20 protein-coding genes are annotated in these 19,598 nt (G+C 66.0%); 6 read left to right on the forward strand and 14 right to left on the reverse strand.

Annotation, left to right across the window (positions count from 1 at the left end; genetic code table 11):
* Positions 1-283: 283 nt before the first annotated feature.
* Genes DYI42_RS02495 through DYI42_RS02510 form a run of 4 tightly spaced genes read right to left on the reverse strand, consistent with a single transcriptional unit; the run spans position 284 to position 2,485 of the window.
* The gene (locus tag DYI42_RS02495; protein WP_213544341.1) at positions 284-973 is read right to left on the reverse strand and encodes an RraA family protein; all 690 of its coding nucleotides are present in this window, start codon (positions 971-973) and stop codon (positions 284-286) included.
* A 2-nt stretch (positions 974-975) separates the two neighbouring features.
* The gene (locus tag DYI42_RS02500) at positions 976-1,302 is read right to left on the reverse strand and encodes an AzlD domain-containing protein (protein WP_213544342.1); all 327 of its coding nucleotides are present in this window, start codon (positions 1,300-1,302) and stop codon (positions 976-978) included.
* Positions 1,299-2,003, reverse strand: coding sequence for an AzlC family ABC transporter permease (locus tag DYI42_RS02505; protein ID WP_213544343.1), 705 nt, complete (start codon positions 2,001-2,003; stop codon positions 1,299-1,301). Before DYI42_RS02505 ends, DYI42_RS02500 begins: the two co-directional genes overlap by 4 nt.
* Positions 2,000-2,485 carry a hypothetical protein gene (locus tag DYI42_RS02510; protein ID WP_213544344.1) on the reverse strand — a complete coding sequence of 162 codons (486 nt, stop codon included), beginning with the start codon at positions 2,483-2,485 and terminating at the stop codon, positions 2,000-2,002. Before DYI42_RS02510 ends, DYI42_RS02505 begins: the two co-directional genes overlap by 4 nt.
* Positions 2,486-2,596: 111 nt before the next feature.
* Here DYI42_RS02510 and DYI42_RS02515 point away from each other — a divergent pair, with 111 nt between their 5' ends.
* The 3 genes from DYI42_RS02515 (at position 2,597) to DYI42_RS02525 (ending at position 6,315) form a co-directional block, all read left to right on the forward strand.
* Complete coding sequence (locus tag DYI42_RS02515; RefSeq protein ID WP_213544345.1) at positions 2,597-4,378, forward strand: IlvD/Edd family dehydratase; 1,782 nt, start codon at positions 2,597-2,599, stop codon at positions 4,376-4,378.
* Between the two features lie 48 nt (positions 4,379-4,426).
* Positions 4,427-5,161, forward strand: coding sequence for an SDR family oxidoreductase (locus DYI42_RS02520; protein ID WP_213544346.1), 735 nt, complete (start codon positions 4,427-4,429; stop codon positions 5,159-5,161).
* Between the two features lie 74 nt (positions 5,162-5,235).
* Positions 5,236-6,315 (forward strand): succinylglutamate desuccinylase/aspartoacylase family protein, encoded by a 1,080-nt coding sequence (locus DYI42_RS02525; protein ID WP_213544347.1) that lies wholly within the window; start codon positions 5,236-5,238, stop codon positions 6,313-6,315.
* An 81-nt stretch (positions 6,316-6,396) separates the two neighbouring features.
* Here DYI42_RS02525 and DYI42_RS02530 read toward each other — a convergent pair whose 3' ends face one another.
* The 4 genes from DYI42_RS02530 to DYI42_RS02545 are packed head-to-tail and all read right to left on the reverse strand — an operon-like array spanning position 6,397 to position 10,000.
* The gene (locus DYI42_RS02530; protein WP_244867443.1) at positions 6,397-7,314 is read right to left on the reverse strand and encodes a DMT family transporter; all 918 of its coding nucleotides are present in this window, start codon (positions 7,312-7,314) and stop codon (positions 6,397-6,399) included.
* 10 nt (positions 7,315-7,324) lie between these two features.
* Positions 7,325-8,044 (reverse strand): SDR family oxidoreductase, encoded by a 720-nt coding sequence (locus DYI42_RS02535; protein ID WP_213544348.1) that lies wholly within the window; start codon positions 8,042-8,044, stop codon positions 7,325-7,327.
* Positions 8,041-8,934, reverse strand: a complete 894-nt coding sequence (locus DYI42_RS02540) for an NAD(P)-dependent oxidoreductase (protein ID WP_213544349.1) — start codon at positions 8,932-8,934, stop codon at positions 8,041-8,043. The genes DYI42_RS02535 and DYI42_RS02540 overlap by 4 nt, the downstream gene beginning before the upstream one ends.
* A 1-nt stretch (position 8,935) precedes the next feature.
* Positions 8,936-10,000 carry a Gfo/Idh/MocA family protein gene (locus DYI42_RS02545; RefSeq protein ID WP_213544350.1) on the reverse strand — a complete coding sequence of 355 codons (1,065 nt, stop codon included), beginning with the start codon at positions 9,998-10,000 and terminating at the stop codon, positions 8,936-8,938.
* A gap of 92 nt (positions 10,001-10,092) precedes the next feature.
* On the opposite strand from DYI42_RS02545, the gene DYI42_RS02550 reads away from it, so the two are divergent.
* Positions 10,093-10,551 carry a hypothetical protein gene (locus tag DYI42_RS02550; protein WP_213544351.1) on the forward strand — a complete coding sequence of 153 codons (459 nt, stop codon included), beginning with the start codon at positions 10,093-10,095 and terminating at the stop codon, positions 10,549-10,551.
* Positions 10,552-10,556: 5 nt separating this feature from the next.
* On the opposite strand, the gene DYI42_RS02555 is transcribed toward DYI42_RS02550, so the two are convergent.
* From DYI42_RS02555 to DYI42_RS02580, 6 genes are all read right to left on the reverse strand, one after another.
* Complete coding sequence (locus tag DYI42_RS02555) at positions 10,557-12,050, reverse strand: UxaA family hydrolase (protein WP_213544352.1); 1,494 nt, start codon at positions 12,048-12,050, stop codon at positions 10,557-10,559.
* A 45-nt stretch (positions 12,051-12,095) separates the two neighbouring features.
* Positions 12,096-13,037 carry a phytanoyl-CoA dioxygenase family protein gene (locus DYI42_RS02560; RefSeq protein WP_213544353.1) on the reverse strand — a complete coding sequence of 314 codons (942 nt, stop codon included), beginning with the start codon at positions 13,035-13,037 and terminating at the stop codon, positions 12,096-12,098.
* 13 nt (positions 13,038-13,050) lie between these two features.
* On the reverse strand, positions 13,051-14,139 hold the full coding sequence (locus DYI42_RS02565; RefSeq protein ID WP_213544354.1) for a mandelate racemase/muconate lactonizing enzyme family protein: 1,089 nt from the start codon (positions 14,137-14,139) through the stop codon (positions 13,051-13,053).
* 75 nt (positions 14,140-14,214) lie between these two features.
* Positions 14,215-15,807: a TRAP transporter large permease gene (locus tag DYI42_RS02570; protein ID WP_213544355.1), complete on the reverse strand. Its 1,593-nt coding sequence runs from the start codon at positions 15,805-15,807 to the stop codon at positions 14,215-14,217.
* A 3-nt stretch (positions 15,808-15,810) separates the two neighbouring features.
* The gene (locus tag DYI42_RS02575; RefSeq protein ID WP_213544356.1) at positions 15,811-16,623 is read right to left on the reverse strand and encodes a TRAP transporter small permease subunit; all 813 of its coding nucleotides are present in this window, start codon (positions 16,621-16,623) and stop codon (positions 15,811-15,813) included.
* A 115-nt stretch (positions 16,624-16,738) separates the two neighbouring features.
* Entirely contained in the window at positions 16,739-17,752 is a 1,014-nt protein-coding gene (locus DYI42_RS02580) for a TRAP transporter substrate-binding protein (RefSeq protein WP_213544357.1), read from the reverse strand.
* A gap of 243 nt (positions 17,753-17,995) precedes the next feature.
* Between DYI42_RS02580 and DYI42_RS02585 the strand changes: the two genes are divergently transcribed.
* A complete protein-coding gene (locus DYI42_RS02585) occupies positions 17,996-18,706 on the forward strand; it encodes a GntR family transcriptional regulator (protein ID WP_213544358.1) in 711 nt (236 codons plus the stop codon).
* 42 nt (positions 18,707-18,748) lie between these two features.
* Positions 18,749-19,594, forward strand: a complete 846-nt coding sequence (locus tag DYI42_RS02590) for a fumarylacetoacetate hydrolase family protein (protein ID WP_213544359.1) — start codon at positions 18,749-18,751, stop codon at positions 19,592-19,594.
* Positions 19,595-19,598 lie beyond the last annotated feature (4 nt).

Raw genomic sequence — 19,598 nt, forward strand, 5'->3', positions numbered from 1 at the left:
CCCGCCCACCCCGCCCCGCCACGCGCGGCGCGGGGTGACCTGTTTCGCGAAACCGGCGCGGCTGCGCTTACAGGTCTCATTGCTCGTGAAATATCCCCGCCGGAGGCTTCGATCTCTTCTGGTCGTCCCAAAGCGATTTGTGCCTCCGGCGGGGATATTCGAGGAGCAATGAGACGCTGGAAGCGGCCCCGAAGGGGCCGCCACCGCCGAGCGCAGCGAGGCCACCGAAAGCCCGAGCGCAGCGAGGCGCGGAGGCGCGGCGCCCCGCAGGGGCCACCGGCAGTCAATCGTCGAAGACGACCTTGCCTTCCTTCGCCATCTCGTCGAGGTCGAGGATCGTTGTCTTGCCGGCCTTGACCTCGGCTTCAAGCGTGTCTTCGGCGGCCTTGACCTCGGCCAGCTTGCCCGCCACCTCGTCGATCCGGGCGAAGGGCACCACCACCACGCCGTTCTCGTCGGCCACGATGATGTCGCCGCTCATCACCTGCGTACCGCCGACCACGGCGCCATATCCCACCGCGCCCGGGCCTTTGCCGTAGGGCGAGTTGGGGTTCAGCCCGGTGCACCAGCAGGGCAGGCCGGTGGCGAGCACGCCCTCACGGTCGCGCATCGGGCCGTCGGTGACGAAGCCCGCGGCACCCGCGTTCTTCATCATGCCCGAGATCTGGTCCCCCGCCGCCGAGCCGCCCTGCCAGCCGTCGACAGAGGAGATGACCACATCGCCCTTTTCGATCAGGTTCAGCGCGGCGATGGTGGCCAGAATTTCTTCCGGTCCGTTCTGGGCCACCAGCGCCGGGCCGCAGATGGCGGGCTGGGCGAGGTCGAGCGGGGAGATCGCGGTGGCGAGCGCGCCCTTGCCGTTCATCGCGTCGCAGATGAAGCCGGTGGGCATGTCCTTGAACTTTGCCACCTGCGCGGCGGTGGGGCGGGGGAAACTGCGGCGGATGCGCAGGATGGGGGGCTCTTCGATCATGTTCAGGCTCCAGTGATGAATTGCAGAAGGTAGAGGCTGCCCATCCCCGCCACGATCGCGGGCACCACGCCGAAGCGGATGCCGGCGGCGAAGGCGGCCACGGCGGCGAGCAGGCGGATCGGGTCGGTCTGCCCGCCTGTCGCATCCGGCCAGAGCAGCAGGGGGGTGATGAGTGCGGGGAAGACGGCGGCGCCGACGTATTTGAGGTGGAGCAGGGCCCAGGGCGGCAGTTCGCGCCCGCCGAGCCAGCCGAGAAAGGAGAAGCGGATCAGGAAGGTGCCGATGCCGAGCAGGGCGGTGAGGGTCCAGAAGGCGGTGTCGGAGATCATGCTTCGGCCCTCCGCTTCAGCGCCAGTTCCGTCTGCGCGCCTGCGGCGATCCCGAGCAGGGCGGCGGCGAAGATGCCGAGCGACCAGGGCAGGCCTGCGAAGGCGATGGAGCCTGCACAGGCGGCGAAGGCGGCGACGAGGTGGGGCGCGGAGCGCAGCAGCGGCGCGACGAGGGCGATGAAGCAGACCGGCACCGCGAAATCGAGCGACCACGAGGCCGGGATCGCCTCGCGCAGCAGCGCCCCGGCCAGTGTGGAGCCGTACCAGAAGGGGCAGATCAGGGCCATGCAGCCGAAGTAATAGGCCAGTTTGGCGGGTTTCGGCATGTCGGGGCGCTCCTCGTAGGTGCGCACGGCGACGGCGAAGGCCTGATCGACCATCAGGTAGGCCGCCAGCGCCCGCAGCCCCAGCGGCGCATGGCCGATGTGGGGCACCAGCGCGGCGGAATACATCGCCATTCGCAGGTTCACCGCCAGCGCTGCCAGAAGGGCGATGAACACCGGCGCCTGATCCTGCAGCAGCGCCAGGGCGGTGAACTGCGAGGCCCCGGCGATGACGATGGCGGACATGGCGAAGGTTTGCAGCACGTCGAGCCCGGCATCGCGGGCGACCACGCCGAACATCATCGAGTAGGGCACCACGATCAGGATGAAGGGGGCGCAGTCGAGGTAGCCGCGCCAGAAGGCTCGGGTGGGCGTCATGGCTTGGGGCGGGGCGCGGTTGTCAGCCTGAGCCGGAGCCAGGTGTCGCCGGTGACGAGGGCCATGCAGCGGGCTTTTTGCCGTGTGATCTCGCCCTCGGTCCCGCCCTTGAGCGCCAGCAGTTCCATATCCCGGTCGCACAGCAGGGCGCGGGTCAGCACCTCGTAGCGCACGACGATGCGGGCTTCGGCCCCAGTGGCTTCGCCTTCCTTGGCCTCGACGGCGTCGAGCGCGGCGGGAAAATCGGCTTCGAAGGTTTGCCGCGCCTCCTGGTAGCACAGGGCTGCGACGGCAGGGGTTTCGGGCACCACGGCATCACAGGGTTCGAGCGCCTCCGAGATGCACATCACGCCAGACGAAACAGGGCCGTGGGCGCAGTCGATCAGCGCGTCGAGCGACAGGTCGGCGCTGGCGGCTTGCGCCTGAGGCGCGGCGAGGCCGCACAGCAGCAGGGCCGCGCGTGTGGCGGTGCGAATGGTCACGAGTTCCTCCCTCGGGCCGAGAATGCCCTTGCATTTGGTATACCAAACCGTGAAGTTGCCGCAAGCAAGTCGCAGGGCGGGGAGGCCCTGAACGCAAGGGAGGCCCCAGCCATGAGTGACACGCGCGCCAACAAGCGATTCCGCAGCCAGGAGTGGTTCGACAACCCCAACAACCCGGGGATGACGGCGCTCTACGTGGAGCGTTACCAGAACCAGGCCTTCACCCGCGAAGAGATTCAGGGCGAACGCCCGATCATCGGCATTGCCCAGACCGGCAGCGACCTCGCGCCTTGCAACAAGATCCACGTCTTCCTGATGGACCGGATCAAGGCAGGCATCCGCGACGGCGGGGGCATTCCGATGGAATTCCCTGTGCATCCGATTCAGGAAACCGGCAAGCGCCCCACCGCCGCGCTGGACCGGAACCTGAGCTACCTCGGCCTCGTCGAGGTGCTGCACGGCTACCCGATTGACGGCGTGGTGCTGACCACCGGCTGCGACAAGACCACGCCCGCCATGCTGATGGGCGCGGCGACCATGGACATTCCGGCCATCGCGCTCAACGGCGGGCCGATGCTGGATGGCTGGTGGAGGGGCAAGCTGGCGGGTTCGGGCACGATCATCTGGGAGAGCCGCCGCCTGCTGGCCGAGGGCAAGATCGACTACGATGAATACATGGGCCGGGTCTGCGCCTCTGCGCCGTCGCTGGGCCATTGCAACTCGATGGGCACCGCCTCCACCATGAATGCGATGGCCGAGGCGCTGGGCATGAGCCTCACCGGCAACTCCGCGATCCCCGCGCCGTTCCGCGAGCGCATGGCGATGGCCTATGAAACAGGCAAGCGGATCGTGCAGATGGTGCTGGATGATCTGAAGCCCTCCGACATCCTCAGCCGCGAGGCCTTCGAAAACGCGATCATGGTCTGCACCGCCATTGGCGGCTCCACCAATGCGCCGCCGCACCTTCAGGCGATTGCCCGGCACGCGGGCGTCGAGCTGGATGTGAAGGATTGGGAAACCGTCGGCTTTGACGCGCCGCTGCTGGTCAACATGCAGCCTGCGGGCGAATACCTTGGCGAAAGCTTTTTCCGCGCCGGGGGCGTGCCGGCGGTGATGGGCGAGCTGATGAAGGCTGGCCGCATCCACGAGGGCGCGATGACCGCGACGGGCAACACCATGGGGGTGAACCTTGCGGGCATCGAGAGCGTGGATACACGGGTCATCAAGACATGCGCCGAGCCGATGCGCGAGCAGGCGGGCTTCAAGGTGCTGTCGGGCAACCTTTTCGACTCGGCGCTCATGAAAACCAGCGTGATCTCGGAAGACTTCCAGCGGCGCTTCCTCAGCGAGCCCGGCAAGGAAGGTATTCTGGAGGCGCGGGCCATCGTGTTCGAAGGCCCCGAGGATTATCACGACAGGATCAATGACCCCGACCTGAAGATCGACGAGCACTGTATCCTCTTCATCCGCGGTGTCGGCTGCGTGGGCTATCCCGGCTCTGCCGAGGTGGTGAACATGCAGCCCCCCGACGCAATGCTGAAAGCGGGCGTCAACCACCTGCCCACGGTGGGCGACGGGCGTCAGAGCGGGACGAGCGAGAGCCCGTCGATCCTGAATGCTTCGCCCGAAGCGGTGGTCGGCGGCGGGCTGGCCTACCTGGAAACCGGTGACACCGTGCGCCTCGATCTGGGCGCAAGCCGGATGGACGCGGTGGTGGATGACGCCGAGTGGGCCGCGCGCAAAGAGGCCTGGAGCCCGCCGAAGCTGGAACATCAGACACCCTGGCAGGAGATCTACCGTACCCATGTGGGCCAGCTTGCTCAGGGCGGCTGCCTTGAGCTGGCGACGGCCTACCAGCGGGTGCGCGAGGCGCTGCCGCGGGACAATCACTGACGAACGGAAGGAGCGGTGGGCAGATTGCCCACCCTACGGGAGGGATTCATGACCAAGAGCATCATCATCACGGGCGGCGGCTCGGGCGTGGGGCGGGCGACGGCGGAGGCATTCTTTGAGGCGGGCTGGAAGGTTGGCCTGATCGGGCGGCGGCGTGAGGCGCTGGAGGAAACGGCCAACGGGCGCGAGGCGCTGGTGCTGCCCTGTGACGTGACCGATGCGGCGGCGGTAGATGCGGCCTTTGCGGAGGCGTCAAAGGCCTGGGGCCGGGTGGATGCGGTGTTCAACAACGCGGGCGTTTCGCTCGGCGGCGCGCCGATCGACGAGATTGATGTGGCCGACTGGCGCAAGCTGATCGACGTGAACGTGACCGGCAGCTTCATCGTGGCGCGCGCAGCCTTTGGCGTGATGCGGCGGCAGGAGCCGCAGGGCGGGCGGATCATCAACAACGGTTCTGTCAGCGCCTATGTGCCGCGCTGGGGTTCGGCGCCCTATACGGCGAGCAAGCATGCCGTCACCGGGCTGACCCGCTCCATCTCGCTCGATGGCCGCCCCTTCAACATCGCCTGCGGGCAGATCGACATCGGCAACGCACTCACCCCGATGGCCGCCAAGATGCAAAAGGGCGTGCCGCAGGCCGATGGCTCCATCGAGGTGGAGCCGGTGATGGACGTGAGCCACGTGGGCAGCTCGGTGCTGCATATGGCGGAGCTGCCGCTGGAGGCCAATGTGCAGTTCATGACCGTGATGGCGACCAACATGCCCTATATCGGGCGCGGCTGAACCGGCCCGCCCTACACTTGGCGCGGCGCGCGGCGTAAGAAGGGGGCAACGCGCCCTGAACGGACCTGACGCCGATGAAAGACGACCCGACCGCGAAGCGCGCCCGCACCACGCGGCGCGCGCCCTTTTCCATCGGTGGAGAGGAGGTGGCCCCTGGCACGCGGCGCACGGTGGACCTGCCGGTGAGCTGGCTGTCGGATCACACGCCGGTGACGCTTTCGGTGCATGTGGTGCATGGCAAGACGGAGGGGCCGACGCTTTGCGTGAGCGCAGGCGTGCATGGCGACGAGGTGATCGGCATCGAGATCGTCCGGCGGCTTCTGAAGGGGACCAACCTGAAAGGCATGAAAGGCACGCTGCTGGTGGTGCCCATCGTGAATGCCTTCGGCTTTCATAACCGCTCGCGCTACCTGCCCGACCGGCGTGACCTGAACCGCTGTTTTCCCGGCGGGGAAGAGGGCTCGATGGCGTCGCGGCTGGCGCATCTGTTCCTCACCGAGGTGGTGAGCCGCGCAAATGTGGGCATTGATCTGCATTCGGCAGCCGTGCATCGCACCAACTACCCGCAAACCCGCGTGTCGCCGGGCCTGCCGCGGGTGCGGGAGCTGGCCGAGGTGTTCGGCGCGCCGATCATGATGGAATCCTCGATCCGCGACGGCTCGCTGCGCGAAGCGGCGCAGGAGGCGGGGGTGGACATGATCGTTTACGAGGGCGGTGAGGGGCTTCGGTTTGACGAGTTCTCGGTGCGGGCGGGCCATGCGGGTGTGCTGCGGGTAATGCATGCGCTGGGCATGGTCGGGCGGCGGGGCGTGTCGGCCACCAAGACGCCGTCGCAGTTCTGCCCGTCGAGCAAATGGCTGCGCGCACCGGTGGGCGGCATGTTTCGCAGCTACCGCACCGACGGCGACCTCGTGGAGGAGGGCGCTCTGCTGGGCGCGGTGTCGGACCCGTTCGGCGAGCAGGACAGCGAGATCGTGGCGCCGTTTGACGGCATCATCATCGGGCGCGCGGTGCTGCCGGTGGTGAACGAGGGTGACGCGGTGTTTCACCTCGCGCGGGTCGGCGGCTCGGTGAAGAAGGCGGAGAGCCTGGCGGAGGGGCACTCGGCGCAGCTCGCCGATGATCCGATGTTCGACGAGGATGAGATTATCTGAACCGTCGGGTTGGAGACATCGCGCGCGCGCCGGTGGGTGGGAGATCCTCGGGTCAGGCCCGAGGATGACCGGGCGCGGGCCTCAGTATTTCGGGTGGGCCGCCTTCATCAGCTGGCGCTTGCGGACGATTCGCTCTCGCTGCCAGATGTAAAGCCCGGCGCCGATGATGATGAGCCCGCCTGCCAGCGTCCAGATTGTCGGCCACTGGTTGAAGACGAGGATACCGGAGACCGCGGCGAGGAAGATCTGGGAATAGACCATCGGGGCGAGGATCGAGGCATCGGCCCAGCGGTGGGCCGTGGTGGCCAGGATATGGCCGAACATGCCGAAAAAGCCGATGGCGAAGAGCACGACCCATTGGGTGGTGCTTTCCGGCATGGTCCATGCGGAGACAGCGAAGGGCGCGAGCACGACGCTTGCAATCCCCGCCGACCAGACCTGCTGCGTGGCGTTGGTTTCGATCCCTGCGAGCAGCCGGGTCATCACGAAATACATCGAGGCCATGCAGAGCGCGCCGAGCGAGAAGAACATCGCCGGGTGCCACTCGGCCCCCCAGGGCTGGATCACCACCAGCACGCCGAGAAAGCCCGTGGCCACGGCGAGAAAACGGCGCAGGCCCACGGTTTCGCCCAGGATCGGGATGGCCAGAAGCGTCACCACGATGGGACCGGCGAACATGATCGTCGTGGTCACCGTGATCGGCAGGTATTTCAGCGCGAAGAAGTTGAGCACCGTGGAACCGAAGAGGAAGGTGGAGCGCAGGAATTGCCGCAGCGGCGCGCGGGAGCGGAAGCAGCCCAGGCCCTCCTGCGGCAGGTAGACCACGCAGGCATAGACGAAGTGCCCGAAGTAGCGCGCGAAGACCACCATCAGCACCGGCAGCCCGGAGAGGGTGAGCCACTTGGCGGAGGTGTCGATGCAGATGAAGAACACCACGGCGAGCAGCATGGTGGCCACGCCCGCCGTTGTGCGGTCTTCTCTCGGTAACGGATCGCTCAAGGAAACGGCCTCAGTTCGACATGCCGCCGTCGATGGCGATGCATTGGCCTGTCATGTAACGACTTTCGTCGCTGGCGAGGTAAAGCGCAAGGTCGGCAATTTCCTCGGGTTTTCCGATGCGGCCCATCGGCTGGCGGGCGATAAACGCCTTCATCGCGGACTCGTAATCGCCGGTGGCGCGCAGGCGCTCGTGCAGCGAGGGGCTGTCGACCGTGCCGGGGCAGATGGCGTTGCAGCGGATGCCGTCGGTGATGCAATCGGCGGCGACGGATTTGGTGAGGCCCAGCACGGCGGCCTTGGAGGTGCCGTAGACGAAGCGGTTGGGCACGCCCATGATCGAGGAGGCGACGGAAGCGATGTTGACGATCGCGCCGCCGCCCTTGCCGCGCAGGATGGGAAGCACCGCCTGGATGGCGTGCATCTGCGAGCGGACGTTGAGGTTGATCGCAAAGTCGAGGTCAGCGTCGGTGGCCTCTTCGATGGTGCCTGCGTGGACGACGCCTGCGCAGTTGACCAGTACGTCAGGCGCGGCGGCCTGCACGGCGGCGGTGAGGGCGGCGCGGTCTGTCACGTCGAGGGCGAGGGTTTCGGCGTCGAGGCCTTTCAGCAGATCGCCGTTGAGGTCGGTTGCGGTGACGGTGGCGCCTTCGCGGGCGAAAGTCTCCGCGATGGCCCGCCCGATGCCCTGGCCTGCGGCGGTGATGAAGGCCGTTTTGCCTGCGAGTCTCATTGCGGCTCCTTTCCGAGGTTCCTGCCCATCCAGTCGACCAGTTCGGGCACCATGATCTCTCCATCCCCGCTGGCCTTTGCCTCTTTCAGCGTGGCGTCGGCGGCGGTGGACATGCGCGAATGCAGGCCGAGGTCGCCCGCCATCTGGCGGTAATAGCCCACGTCCTTGGCGCCGTTGGCGACGGAGAAGGCGAGGTCGATCTGGCCATTCATGGCGTAGTTCTTGATGAAGTCCATCATGCCCGAGTGGTTGGGGCCCGCGGCCATCACATCGTAGAGCGCGCCGCGCTCGATGCCCGCTGCATCGGCCATGGCGAAGGCCTCGGACATGGCGGAAGCGGTTGTCATCGCATAGAAATTGTTGATGAGCTTGATGGTGTGGCCGTTGCCGGACTTCCCGAGGTGAAAGACGTTCTCGCCCAGCGTGTCGAGCACCGGCTTCACCTTGTCATAGCCCGCCTTGTCGCCGGCGCACATGATGTTCAGTTCGCCCTTCTCGGCATGGGCCGGGGTGCGGCCAAGGGGCGCGTCGAGGTAGACTGCACCCTTCTCGGCAAGGTCGGCGGCGATCTTCTGGGTGGAGGCGGGCAGCGAGGTGCCGAAATCAATCACCACCTGGCCGGGCTTGGCGCCCGCGAGCACGCCACCTTCGCCGTAGATACGCCCTTCGACCTGCTCGGAGGTGCCCATGCAGAGCATCACGATGTCGGCGGCTTCGGTCAGCGCGCGCGCCGTTTCGGCTTCGGAGCCGCCGCGCGCGATGGCCTCTTCTATGCCGCTCCGGTCACGGTTGCCGAGTGCGACAACCGGGTGGCCCGCCGCCTGAAGGCAGCCCACCATGGCGCGGCCCATGAGGCCAAGGCCGATGAAGCCGATGGTTTCTTTGCTCATCTCATACTCCTGTGTAGTCGCCCGGCACCTCTGCCGGGGTGATCGGTTTGCCGCTCTTGCCCGAGAGGGCGGCGGCAAGGGTCATTTCCATCGCGGCGATCCCGTCGGCCCCGGTGCAAAGCACACTGTCTTCGCCCCCGTTGGCGACGTGGGCGAACCGGCCGATCTGGGCAAGCAGCGGGTCGATGCGCTCGAAGGCAGGGCCGGGGGTGCGGGCGAGCGGCCTGGACCATTCGATCTCGCCCGGCCCGGAGCGGCCCCAGCGGGTGAGCGAGGGGAAGGCCAGCGCGCCTGTCGTGCCCACGATGCGCAGGTAATCCTCGCCCGAGCCTGCGATGGCGGGGTTTTCGTGGCTGGCCGCCTCGAAGGACCACGGCGAGGCGCCGGCATCGGAGATCAGGAACGAGCCGAGCGCGCCGCCCGCGAAGCGAAAGGCGAGGGCTGCGGTGTCTTCGATCACGAAGCCGCGGCGGGCGGAGGAGAGAAGGGCGGTGGCCTCTGTCATGTCGCCGACGAAGAAGCGCAGCAGGTCGATCTCATGGGTGAGGTTGGTCAGCAGCGGCCCGGCGCCGGGGGCGCGGCGCCAGGGGGTGTTGAAATAGGTGTCGTGCTTGCGGAGGGACCAGAGGCCCTGCACGCCGACGAGGTCGCCGACCTCTGAGAGGGCCTCGCGGGCGGCGATGGAAAACGGGTGGCAGCGGCGGTGATGGCCGGTGAAGAGGGGAAGGCCCGTGGCTTCGGCCTCGGCCACCAGCGCGCGAGCCTCGTCCAGCGTAGCGGCGGCGGGCTTTTCGACCAGCACCGCCATGCCGCGGGAGTGGCAGGCCTGTGCGCTGGCGGCATGGTCGTTCGTCGGCGTGGCGATGACGGCGGCGCGGGTTTCGGCGGGCACCTCATCGAGCGTGGTGACGGCGGTGAGGCCCTGCGCGGCAAGTTCGGCGCGGCGGGGGGCGTGGGGCTCGACCACGGCGGTGATATCGACGTGGGGCGAGGCGGTGGCGACTTCGACATGGCGCATGCCGATGGAGCCCGCGCCGATGATGCAGAGGGGCAGCGGCGCGGTCATGCGGCGGCCGTCTGCCGGGGCATCCGAAGGTCGGGCCTGTCAGCCCGGCACCGATCCCTACACTCGGAAGGCGAACAGGAGGAGATTACAACATGTTCAACCCTATGATCGGGGCACTTGCCCTTGCCACGCTGCCCGGTGCGGCCAGTGCGCAGCAAACCTCTGGCGAGGTCGGGGGCTTTCCGCCGGAAGATATCGAGATGGTCGTAACGACAGGTGAAGGCGGCGCGCCCGAGGTGTCGGCGACCGAGTTCAGGCTCGCGCTGGGGGGCTACTACCGGTTCAACTTCACCTGCCCCGACGCGGTGGATGACGAAACCGGGTTTCACTTCGAATCCATCGGCCTGATGACCAACGCCCATGTCCGCGTCGTCTCCGTGGGGGACATGGAAATCTACATGCAGGGCCTCGGCTTTCGGGCGCTGGAATGCGACGAGCCGGGGACGGTGAAGTTCAGCTTTCACCCGATGCGGGCGGGCAGCTACGACTTCCTCGTGCGCGACCATTCCGAGCCGCCGCAGATGGTGGAAGGGGTGTTCATCGTCGAGTAGCGGCCTCACATCACCGCCCCGATCTGCCAGGGCACAAACTCGTAATCGCCCAGCCCCTGCGCTTCGGATTTGCTCTGCTCGCCCGAGGCCATGCGCAGCCACATCTCGTAGATCTCGCGGCCAACCTCCTCGACGGTGGCGCCGCCGGTGAGGATGCGGCCTGCGTTCACGTCCATGTCTTCGGTCATCCGGTTGAACATCTCGGTGTTGGTGGCGACCTTCATCGACGGGCTGGGCTTGGCGCCGAAGGCGGAGCCGCGGCCGGTGGTGAAGCAGACGAGGTTGCAGCCCGACGCGATCTGGCCGGTGACGGAGGCCGGGTCATAGCCGGGGGAATCCATGAAGGTGAAGCCCTTGGCCGTCACCTCCTCGGCATATTTGTAGACGCCTGTGAGCGGCGTGGTGCCGCCCTTGGCCGCCGCGCCGAGGGATTTTTCGAGGATCGTGGTGAGGCCGCCCTTCTTGTTGCCGGGGCTCGGGTTGTTGTCCATCGAGCCCTTGTTGCGAGCGGTGTAATCCTCCCACCACTTGATGAGGCCGATGAGCTTTTCACCCACCTCGCGGCTCACCGCGCGGGCGGTGAGCAAGTGCTCGGCGCCGTAGATCTCGGGGGTTTCGGCCAGAACGCCGGTGCCGCCCTGCGCCACGAGCAAGTCGCAGGCGTAGCCGACGGCGGGGTTGGCGGTGACGCCCGACCATGCATCGGAGCCGCCGCATTGCAGGGCAACGGTGAGGTCGGAGGCGGGGCAGGGCTCGCGCTGGACGTCGTTGACGACGGGGAGCATGGCCTCGATCTTCTTGATGCCCAGCTCGACGGTTTTGCGCAGCCCGCCGACGTCCTGGATGTTCATGGTCTGGAACAGCGGGCCGGGTGTGAGGCCATAGGCCTCGATCAGCCAGTCGATCTGGTTCATCTCGCAGCCCAGGCCCGCCATCAGGGTTGCGCCGATGTTGGGGTTGCGGGCGTAACCCCACATGACGCGCTGGAGCGCCTCGAAGCCGTCGCCGTCGCCCGCCATGCCGCACCCCGTTCCATGGACGAAGGCCACCACGCCATCGACGTTGGGGTAGGCGGCGAGCCTTTCGGGGGTGAAATGCGCGGCGATCATCCGGGCGGCGGTGGCGGAGCAGTTCACCGAGGTGAGCACGGCGATGTAGTTGCGGGTGCCGACCTTTCCGCTGGCGCGGCGGTAGCCCATGAAGGTGTCTTTGGTGGCCGCCGGTTCGACGGGGTGCAGGTTGGTCGAGAACTCGTACGCCGCATCCACGTTTCGGAATTCGAGGTTGTGGGAATGCACGTGGGCGCCCGCCGGAATGTCTTCTGCCGCGTAGCCGATCACTTGGGCGTATTTGCGCACGGGCGCGCCCTTGGCGATGTCCTCTGCGGCCATCTTGTGGCCGCGCGGGATGAGTTGGGTGGCGCCCTCGTTGCCCACCTCGAGCGGGGTAATGGCGGTGACGACGTTGTCGGCGGGAGAGAGGCGGACTGTTTGGCTCATGGTGGCTCCGTGGTTACGAATTTTCGTACGAAAATTCGTGGGCGATCAGGCGCAGACGGGGGCGTTGCCGTCCCAGCGGTGGATCGGGATGTGCGGCTTGGGGGCGAGGCGGGTGCGGCAGTCTTCCCACATCTGCTTCCAGAGGCGCCAATCCTTCAGCTCGGTGTCGCGGTTGGCGCGGGAACGGGCCACGAAATCGGGGAAGTGGGCGCGCCCCGTGGGCTGGCCGGTGACGTTGTAGCGGATGTCGAAGGACCAGCGGAAGGCGTCGGAGACGTTATCGAGCGAGGCGTGGGGTGTCAGCGGGTGGAAGAGCACCGCGCCGCCGGCCTTCACGGGCAGGGGGCGGGCTTTCGACTCGTCCAGCAGGCCCGGGGCGATGGAGGTTTGGCGCTGGGGGCAGTGCGGATACATCTGCGGCTTGCCGGGCACCACTTGCAGGCAGCCGTTCTCCAGCGTGGCGTCGGAGATGGCGAGCCAGACGGTGACGATTTGCGTATCATCGCCCTCGGCGTGGGCCACGGCGCGGTCCTGGTGCCAGTCGGTTCGCTGGATATGCGCCGTGCTCTCGCCCTCGCGCAGGGTACGCGCGGGGGGCTTGAGGCGGACGTGCTGGATGGGATTGGAGGTGATCTCGGGGCCGATCAGGCATTCGACGAGGTCGAGCAGGCGCGGACAGCGGAGCATGTCGAACACCGCCGGGCCCTGGTGCATGGGCGTGTCCGCCGAAATCTCGCTTCCGGGCAGGGTGATGTCCATCGGCTGAAACCACTCGCAGCCTGCCTCGTAGCTCACCAGCAGCTTCTGGTAGAAGTCCATGTCACCGGGGGGCGGCACGCGGCCTTCGGCGTGCCAGCGGGCATACATCGCATCGAGCAGGGCGGTGTATTCGGCCTTTACCGCCTCCAGCACGGGCGCCGGGAGCACGTTGTCGACAACGAGCACGCCTTCGGTGTTGAAAGTGTCGATCTGGCTTTGCGTGAGCATTGGCGTCTCCTCCTTAGGCGCGGCAGGTTTCCAGCTTTTCCCAGTCGAAGGCGACGCCGTGGCCCGGGGTTTCGGGCGCGGTGACGTGGCCTTCGACCACGGTGAGCGGGGTTTCGATGTAGTCGTTCAGGCCGAAGCTGTGCATCTCCAGGTAGCTGCGGTTGGGCGCGGCGGCGAGCAGGTGCACTGTCACGTCATGCGCGCCGTGGCTGGTGACGGGCAGGTGGTGGGCCTCGGCCAGCGCGGCGATCTTCATGAAGCCGGTGACGCCGCCGCAGCCTGTTACATCCGGCTCAGGGTAGCTGACGCCCTTGCTGTCGATCAGCGTCTTGAACTCCCAGAGCGTGCGCAGGTTTTCACCCGTGGCCAATGGTATGCCCCCTTCGGAGAGAATGCGGGCGTGGCCTGCCGGATCGTCTGGCGGGATCGGCTCTTCGAACCACGTCAGGTCAAACTCGCGGAAGGCGCGGGCGGCACGGATGGCGCCATCAACCGTGAATTTCATGTTGGCGTCTGTCATCAGCGGCATGTCGGGGCCGAAGGCCTCGCGCATCGCCGCCATCCGGGCCACGTCCTCGCGCAGCGCATCACGGCCGCATTTGATCTTGATGTGGCGGTGGCCGGCCTCGAAGTTGCGGTGCGTCTGCTCGACCAGTTCTTCCGGCGACAGGTGCAGATCGACCCCGCCCATGTAACAGGGCACACGGGCGTCATAGCCACCGAGCAGCCGCCAGAGCGGCAGACCGGCGCGCTTGGCCTTCAAATCCCACAGCGCCATGTCGAGCGCGGAGAGGGCCATGACGGTGGGCCCGCCGCGCCCGCCGTAGTGGGTGGCCCACCAGAGGTCTTTCCAGATCGCCTCGATCAGATCGGCGTCGCGCCCGGCCACGCGGGGGGCCATCTCGCGGGTGAGGATATCGGCAATCGCGCCGCCGTTCACGCCGCAGGTGTAGGTGTAGCCCATGCCCTCGGCCCCGTCGGAGTCGGTGACGCGGGCAGTTATGACCTCGAAATTCTCCATCGCGCCGTGCATCGAGTCTTCGAGCACCTGGGGCAAAGGGATGATGTAATGATCGGCCTGTATGTGGCTGATGGTGGCCATGGAATTTCAAGCTCCTTGCGGCCTGGAAGAATGCGTGCCGGGGCGGGCGGGCCGCCCCGGCGAAATGTCAGCGCCTCAGAGGAAGACCGAGACGATCGGCGGCCAGATCAGCAGCACCGCAAGGGCGCAGAGCTGGAGGCAGATGAAGGGCAGGAAACCCCGGAAGATCGCCGTGAGGGTGATGTGCGGCGGGGCCACGGACTTCAGGTAGAAGGCCGCGGGGCCGAAGGGGGGCGACAGGAAACTGACCTGCATGTTCATACAGAATACCACGCCGAACCAGATCGCCACGTGGCGTGGCTCCAACCCGCCGATGAAGCCCAGCTCCTCGACCGGCAGCTTGAGCACGATCGGCAGGAACACCGGCATGATCAGCAGCACGATGCCGACCCAATCCATGAACATCCCCATGATGAGGAAGATCAGCATCATCACGAGGATGATGCCCATGGTGGGCAGGTCGGCGGCGACGATCAGGTTGGCCACATACGTCGGGCCGCCCGCGAGGGTGTAGGCCGCAGCGAGTGCCGCCGCACCGATGGTCACCCAGATGATCGTTCCGGTGGACTTGAGCGTGCGCATCAGGCTGTCCCAGACGATGTCGAAGGTCATCTCGCGGCGCAGGACGGAGATGGTGAACACGGCCACCACGCCCATACCGGCGGCCTCGGTGATGCCGGTGATGCCCATGTAGATGGAGCCCAGCACCACGCCGATCACGATCACGGGCGCGACGAGGCCCTTGCCCATCTGCCAGCCCTCTGCGGTGCGCTCCTTGCCCACAAGGAACACGGCAGCAAGGCAGAGCGCGAAGGCGCCTGCGATCCAGGGCATGTGATAGACCATGCCAAGCGCGATCGGGTCGACGCCTTCCTGCACGTAGCCTTCACCGGTTGCCCAGAAGAACACCGCCCGCAGGAACAGCACACCGGTGATCCAGAGACCGAAGTAGGCGAGGAAACCGAGGAAGCGCATGCCCTTTTCGCGGCCTTCCACTGCGCCCGGCTCCTCTGGAGGCAGCGGGGCCAGCGAGGGGTTCAGGTTGGTGCGGATCAGGATGTAGACGATGAAGAAGGACGCCAGCATGAAGCCCGGCAGGAACGAGGCGGTGAAGAGGGCCTTGATCGAGGTTTCCGTCACCAGCCCGTAGAAGATGAGCACGATGGACGGCGGGATCATGGTGCCGAGCGAGCCAGAGGCACAGATGGTGCCGATGGCGAGGTTCTGGTTGTACCCAAGGCGGAGCATCTGCGGCAGGGCGATGAGGCCCAGCAGAACGACCTCGCCGCCGATGATGCCCGACATGGCGGCCATGATGACGGCCATGATCGAGGTCACGATGGCGATGCCGCCGCGCATCCGGCTGAGCCAGACGTTCAGCGAGTTGTACATGTCCTTGGCGATGCCCGTTCGTTCGAGCAGCGCCGCCATGAATATGAACAAGGGTATCGAGATCAGGACGTAGTTCGTCATCTGCCGGTAAACGGCCTGACCGAGCACCGAGAACGGGCCCTTGCCGAAGTCGCGGAAGAGGATATCCACGTCGAACTTGAGGATCAGGGTCACCACCGCGAGGAAGGCGGAGGCGAAACCGAGGGGCATGCCGATGGCAAGCAGGATGAACATGCCTGCAAGAACCAGCAGGCTGAGGGTGCCGATATCGACCATTGATCAGTCCTCCAGCGTCTTGCGGATGTTTTCGATCTCTTGCTCGTCCATCTCGTCGGTGTGGTGCTCGGGGGCCTTGTTCCAATCTGCGATGAGGTTGGAGACGGCCTGCACGGCGACGAGGCAGATGATGAAGAGAATGGCGGCCTTCATGGTGCCCGGAATGGGCGGATCCCACGCGGTGCCGAAGGTTTCCATCCGCAGGAGGCGGGTTTTGGCGTCGGCGTAGCCGCCCCAGACGAGGGCGAAGGTAAAGCCGACGATCAGGCCGACAGAAATGCAGTCGGCGGTCTTTTGGGCCCAGCGGGGCATCACGTCATAGATCACGTAGATGCGGATGTGGCTGCGCTGCTGCATGGCGTACTGCCCGGCGAACAGGAAGACTACGCCCGCGATCCAGAGCGATAGCTCGTTGGCCCAGAGCGTGGGGCGCGAGAAGACGTAGCGCGAGACCACCTCGTAGAACATGACGATCACGATCAGCCCGATCATGATCATCGCCATCCGCGACGTGATCAGCGACAGAATGTCGAAGAAGCCTTCCGGCTTGTCCTCGATCGCGCCGATGAAGTCGGACAGGTAGATCGAGGTGAACACGATGGATAGCAAGGCCGAGCCCAGCATCAGGTAGACGATCGGCTTGCCCTGCGGGCGGATCATCTCGTGCATGCCGTAGGCGTCGTCGGAGATCAGCAGGTTGAGCACCAGCCAGGCCCAGACGAGCACGGCGATGCCGGTGAACACGATGGCGGCTGTACGGACAGGCTTTCGCAGCCCTCCGAGCCACACACTTTCCTTTTCGAGAATTTCCGACATGGCGCACCTCCCCAAGCGGTCATGCTGTGTGTTGTGTGATTATTTCTTCTGCCCGAAGACGGATGAGCCCCGGCGTGCGGGGCTCATCGATGTTATGAAGGCTGATGCCTCATGCTTACTCGATCAGGCCGAGCTGCTTGAGGTAGGTCTTGTGGCTGGCGAGGATCGCGCCGGCCTCGGGCGAACGGGTGCCCCAGTCGTCCCAAGCGGTCTGAGCGGCCTTACGGAAGGCGGCACGATCTTCGGGCGACCAGTCGTAGAGGGTCACGCCAGCGGCGGTCAGCTCAGCGGCGGCTTCAGCGTTGGCCTTCTCGTTCGACAGGGCAATCTGGAAGGAGAGCTTCTGCCAGGCAGTGTCGATGATGCGACGCTGCTGCTCGGTCATGCCGTCCCACACGTCCTTGTTGCAGGCGAGGTGGTCGGAGGGCATGGAGTGGAAGCCCGGGTAGGTGGCGTGCTTCACGATGTCGTAGAGACCGAGGCCCACGTTGTTGGCGAGGCCAGAGGCGTCAGCACCGTCGATGATGCCGGTTTCGAGCGCGGTGAAGATCTCGGTGAAGTCCATCACGATGGGCGAGGCGCCCAGCTCTTCGAAGATCTCGGTTTCCATGCCCGGGGGCGAACGGAATTTCCAGCCCTTCAGGTCTTCGAAGCCACGGATCGGCTTGGACGAAGACAGCGACTCCTGGCCGTAGATGGACCAGCCGACGAGCTGCATGCCCTGAGCGTTGTAGAGTTCCTGAGCGGCGGCATAGCCGTCACCGTAGTAGAGCCAGGAGTACTGCTGCCAGGGGGTATCGTAGCCGCCCATGATGTCGCCGACGAACTGGAACGCGGGGTTCTTGCCGGTCTGGTAGGCGCCGCCGGTGGCGTCGCAGTCGACGATGCCGTTGATGGCGGCGTCGAAGGTCTCGGTGGTCGCCACGACGGACGAGGAGTAGAACATCTCGATGGTGATGTCGCCGCCGGACATGGTCTGGACGTCGTCGATCCAGGTGGCCAGAGCCTGACCGGTCGGATGCTCGGTTGCGTAGTGGGTCTGGATCCGAAGGGTGATCGGATCAGCCATGGCGGCACCGGCCACAAGGGCAGCGGCTGCGGCCGTCGAAAGAACGGTCGAAAGTTTCATAGAGTTACCTCCCTGCGCGGCCCTTACCCTCCCCGGGCGGCACCGCTTTTCATACTGCGCGTCCTCCAACGCGCGGCGAAAGATGGCATACCATCCGGGCGGAAACTATCGGAAGCCATGTCGACAATCAACGGGTTTTGGTATACCAAAATCGCCGGAGAGGCACTTTTTTGCGGTTGATTTCGGGGTCATTGCCCGTATTTCGCGAGTGCCTGGGAGGGAATCGCCAACACGAGGCGCAATATGGCGGACAAACTGCTGCCGGAGCAGATCGCGAAGCGTCTGCGAAGGGAAATTCTGCGGGGCACGCTGCGGCCCGGTGCTTCTATCAAGGAACGCGACAATGCCGCCGAGCTGGGTGTGAGCCGCACGCCCATGCGTGAGGCGATTCGCATCCTGTCGCTGGAAGGTCTGGTGGAGTTGCGTCCTTCGCGGAGCCCCATCGTGGCCGACCCGACATGGAAGGAAGTCGTCGACAATCTGGAGGTACTCAAGGCGCTGGAGCTGCTCTCGGGCGAGCTGGCCGTGGCCCATGCTACCGAGGCCGACATCGATGCCGCCGCCGCCGTTCAGGCGCGGATGGAGGCACTCGCCCCGACGACCGACGAGATCGACCTGTTCGAGATCGACATGCAGTTTCACAGCGCCATCGTCCGAGCTTCGGGCAACTCGGCGCTGTCGGAAACCCACGGCACCTACCTCGCCAAGCTCTGGCGCGCGCGGTTTCTGGGCAGTCGCATCGGGCGCAGCCAACAGCGCGTGTTCGATGAGCACAACGGCATCATCGAAGGCCTGCGCAACCGCGACAAACGCAAGGTGAAGAGCACGATCTCGACCCACCTTGATGCGCTGCGCCGCCAGATCCGGCGGCATTTCGACACCAACACCCGCGTCGGCGCGCTTCAGCCCGGCGCGGTGGAAATCACTCCGGAGCCCGTTCCAAACGCCAAGTGACGGCCCCGGCCCCTGACCTGCAATCAAAGGAAAACACACTTCATGAAACTCTTGCGTTTTGGCCCCGCAGGTGCGGAAAAGCCCGGCATTCTCGACAGCGACGGCAAGGTCCGCGACCTCTCCGGAAAGGTGGGCGAGCTGGCCGGGAGCGGCGTGTCGCTGGAGGCGCTGGACGCGATCCGGGCAATCGACGTGGCGAGCCTGCCGGTGGTCGAAGAACCGGGCCGGATTGGCAGCTGCGTGGCCTCCGTTCCCAATTTCTTCTGCATCGGGCTGAACTACACCAAGCACGCCGAAGAGACCGGGGCTGAGCCGCCGAAGGAGCCGATCATCTTCTCCAAGGCGTCCAGTGCGCTTAGCGGCCCGTTCGACCCGGTCATCATCCCGCGTGACAGCGTCAAAGGCGACTGGGAAGTGGAGCTTGGCGTGGTGATCGGGCGCGAGGCGCTTTACGTCAGCGAGGCCGATGCACTGGATTACGTGGCGGGTTATTGCACCATCAACGACGTGAGCGAGCGCGAGTTTCAGATCGAGAAGGGCGGCCAGTGGATCAAGGGCAAATCCGCCCCCACCTTCGGCCCGACCGGCCCCTACCTGGTGACCGCCGACGAGGTGCCCGACCCGCAGAAGCTGCGCGTGAGCCTCGACCTCAACGGCGAGACGGTTCAGAATTCCAATACAGATGACATGATATTCAGCGTGGCCGAAATCATCAGCTACATGAGCCGTTTCATGCAGCTTCAGCCCGGTGACATCATCGCCACCGGCACGCCCTCGGGCGTGGGCATGGGCATGAAGCCGCAGCGGTTTCTGAGGCCCGGCGACGTGATGGAGATCGAGGTTGAAGGCCTCGGGCGCCAGCGGCAGGAGACCGTGGCGGCGAAGTAAGGGG

It is taken from the genome of Vannielia litorea (genome assembly GCF_018424695.1).
In the GTDB taxonomy this organism is placed as follows: Bacteria; Pseudomonadota; Alphaproteobacteria; order Rhodobacterales; family Rhodobacteraceae; genus Vannielia; species Vannielia litorea_A.

Coding starts and splice junctions, on each gene's coding strand:
- DYI42_RS02495 (WP_213544341.1), bottom strand. CDS start 973: ATGATCGAAGAGCCCCCCATCCTGCGCATCCGCCGCAGTTTCCCCCGC.
- DYI42_RS02500 (WP_213544342.1), bottom strand. CDS start 1,302: ATGATCTCCGACACCGCCTTCTGGACCCTCACCGCCCTGCTCGGCATC.
- DYI42_RS02505 (WP_213544343.1), bottom strand. CDS start 2,003: ATGACGCCCACCCGAGCCTTCTGGCGCGGCTACCTCGACTGCGCCCCC.
- DYI42_RS02515 (WP_213544345.1), top strand. CDS start 2,597: ATGAGTGACACGCGCGCCAACAAGCGATTCCGCAGCCAGGAGTGGTTC.
- DYI42_RS02520 (WP_213544346.1), top strand. CDS start 4,427: ATGACCAAGAGCATCATCATCACGGGCGGCGGCTCGGGCGTGGGGCGG.
- DYI42_RS02525 (WP_213544347.1), top strand. CDS start 5,236: ATGAAAGACGACCCGACCGCGAAGCGCGCCCGCACCACGCGGCGCGCG.
- DYI42_RS02535 (WP_213544348.1), bottom strand. CDS start 8,044: ATGAGACTCGCAGGCAAAACGGCCTTCATCACCGCCGCAGGCCAGGGC.
- DYI42_RS02540 (WP_213544349.1), bottom strand. CDS start 8,934: ATGAGCAAAGAAACCATCGGCTTCATCGGCCTTGGCCTCATGGGCCGC.
- DYI42_RS02545 (WP_213544350.1), bottom strand. CDS start 10,000: ATGACCGCGCCGCTGCCCCTCTGCATCATCGGCGCGGGCTCCATCGGC.
- DYI42_RS02550 (WP_213544351.1), top strand. CDS start 10,093: ATGTTCAACCCTATGATCGGGGCACTTGCCCTTGCCACGCTGCCCGGT.
- DYI42_RS02555 (WP_213544352.1), bottom strand. CDS start 12,050: ATGAGCCAAACAGTCCGCCTCTCTCCCGCCGACAACGTCGTCACCGCC.
- DYI42_RS02560 (WP_213544353.1), bottom strand. CDS start 13,037: ATGCTCACGCAAAGCCAGATCGACACTTTCAACACCGAAGGCGTGCTC.
- DYI42_RS02565 (WP_213544354.1), bottom strand. CDS start 14,139: ATGGCCACCATCAGCCACATACAGGCCGATCATTACATCATCCCTTTG.
- DYI42_RS02570 (WP_213544355.1), bottom strand. CDS start 15,807: ATGGTCGATATCGGCACCCTCAGCCTGCTGGTTCTTGCAGGCATGTTC.
- DYI42_RS02575 (WP_213544356.1), bottom strand. CDS start 16,623: ATGTCGGAAATTCTCGAAAAGGAAAGTGTGTGGCTCGGAGGGCTGCGA.
- DYI42_RS02580 (WP_213544357.1), bottom strand. CDS start 17,752: ATGAAACTTTCGACCGTTCTTTCGACGGCCGCAGCCGCTGCCCTTGTG.
- DYI42_RS02585 (WP_213544358.1), top strand. CDS start 17,996: ATGGCGGACAAACTGCTGCCGGAGCAGATCGCGAAGCGTCTGCGAAGG.
- DYI42_RS02590 (WP_213544359.1), top strand. CDS start 18,749: ATGAAACTCTTGCGTTTTGGCCCCGCAGGTGCGGAAAAGCCCGGCATT.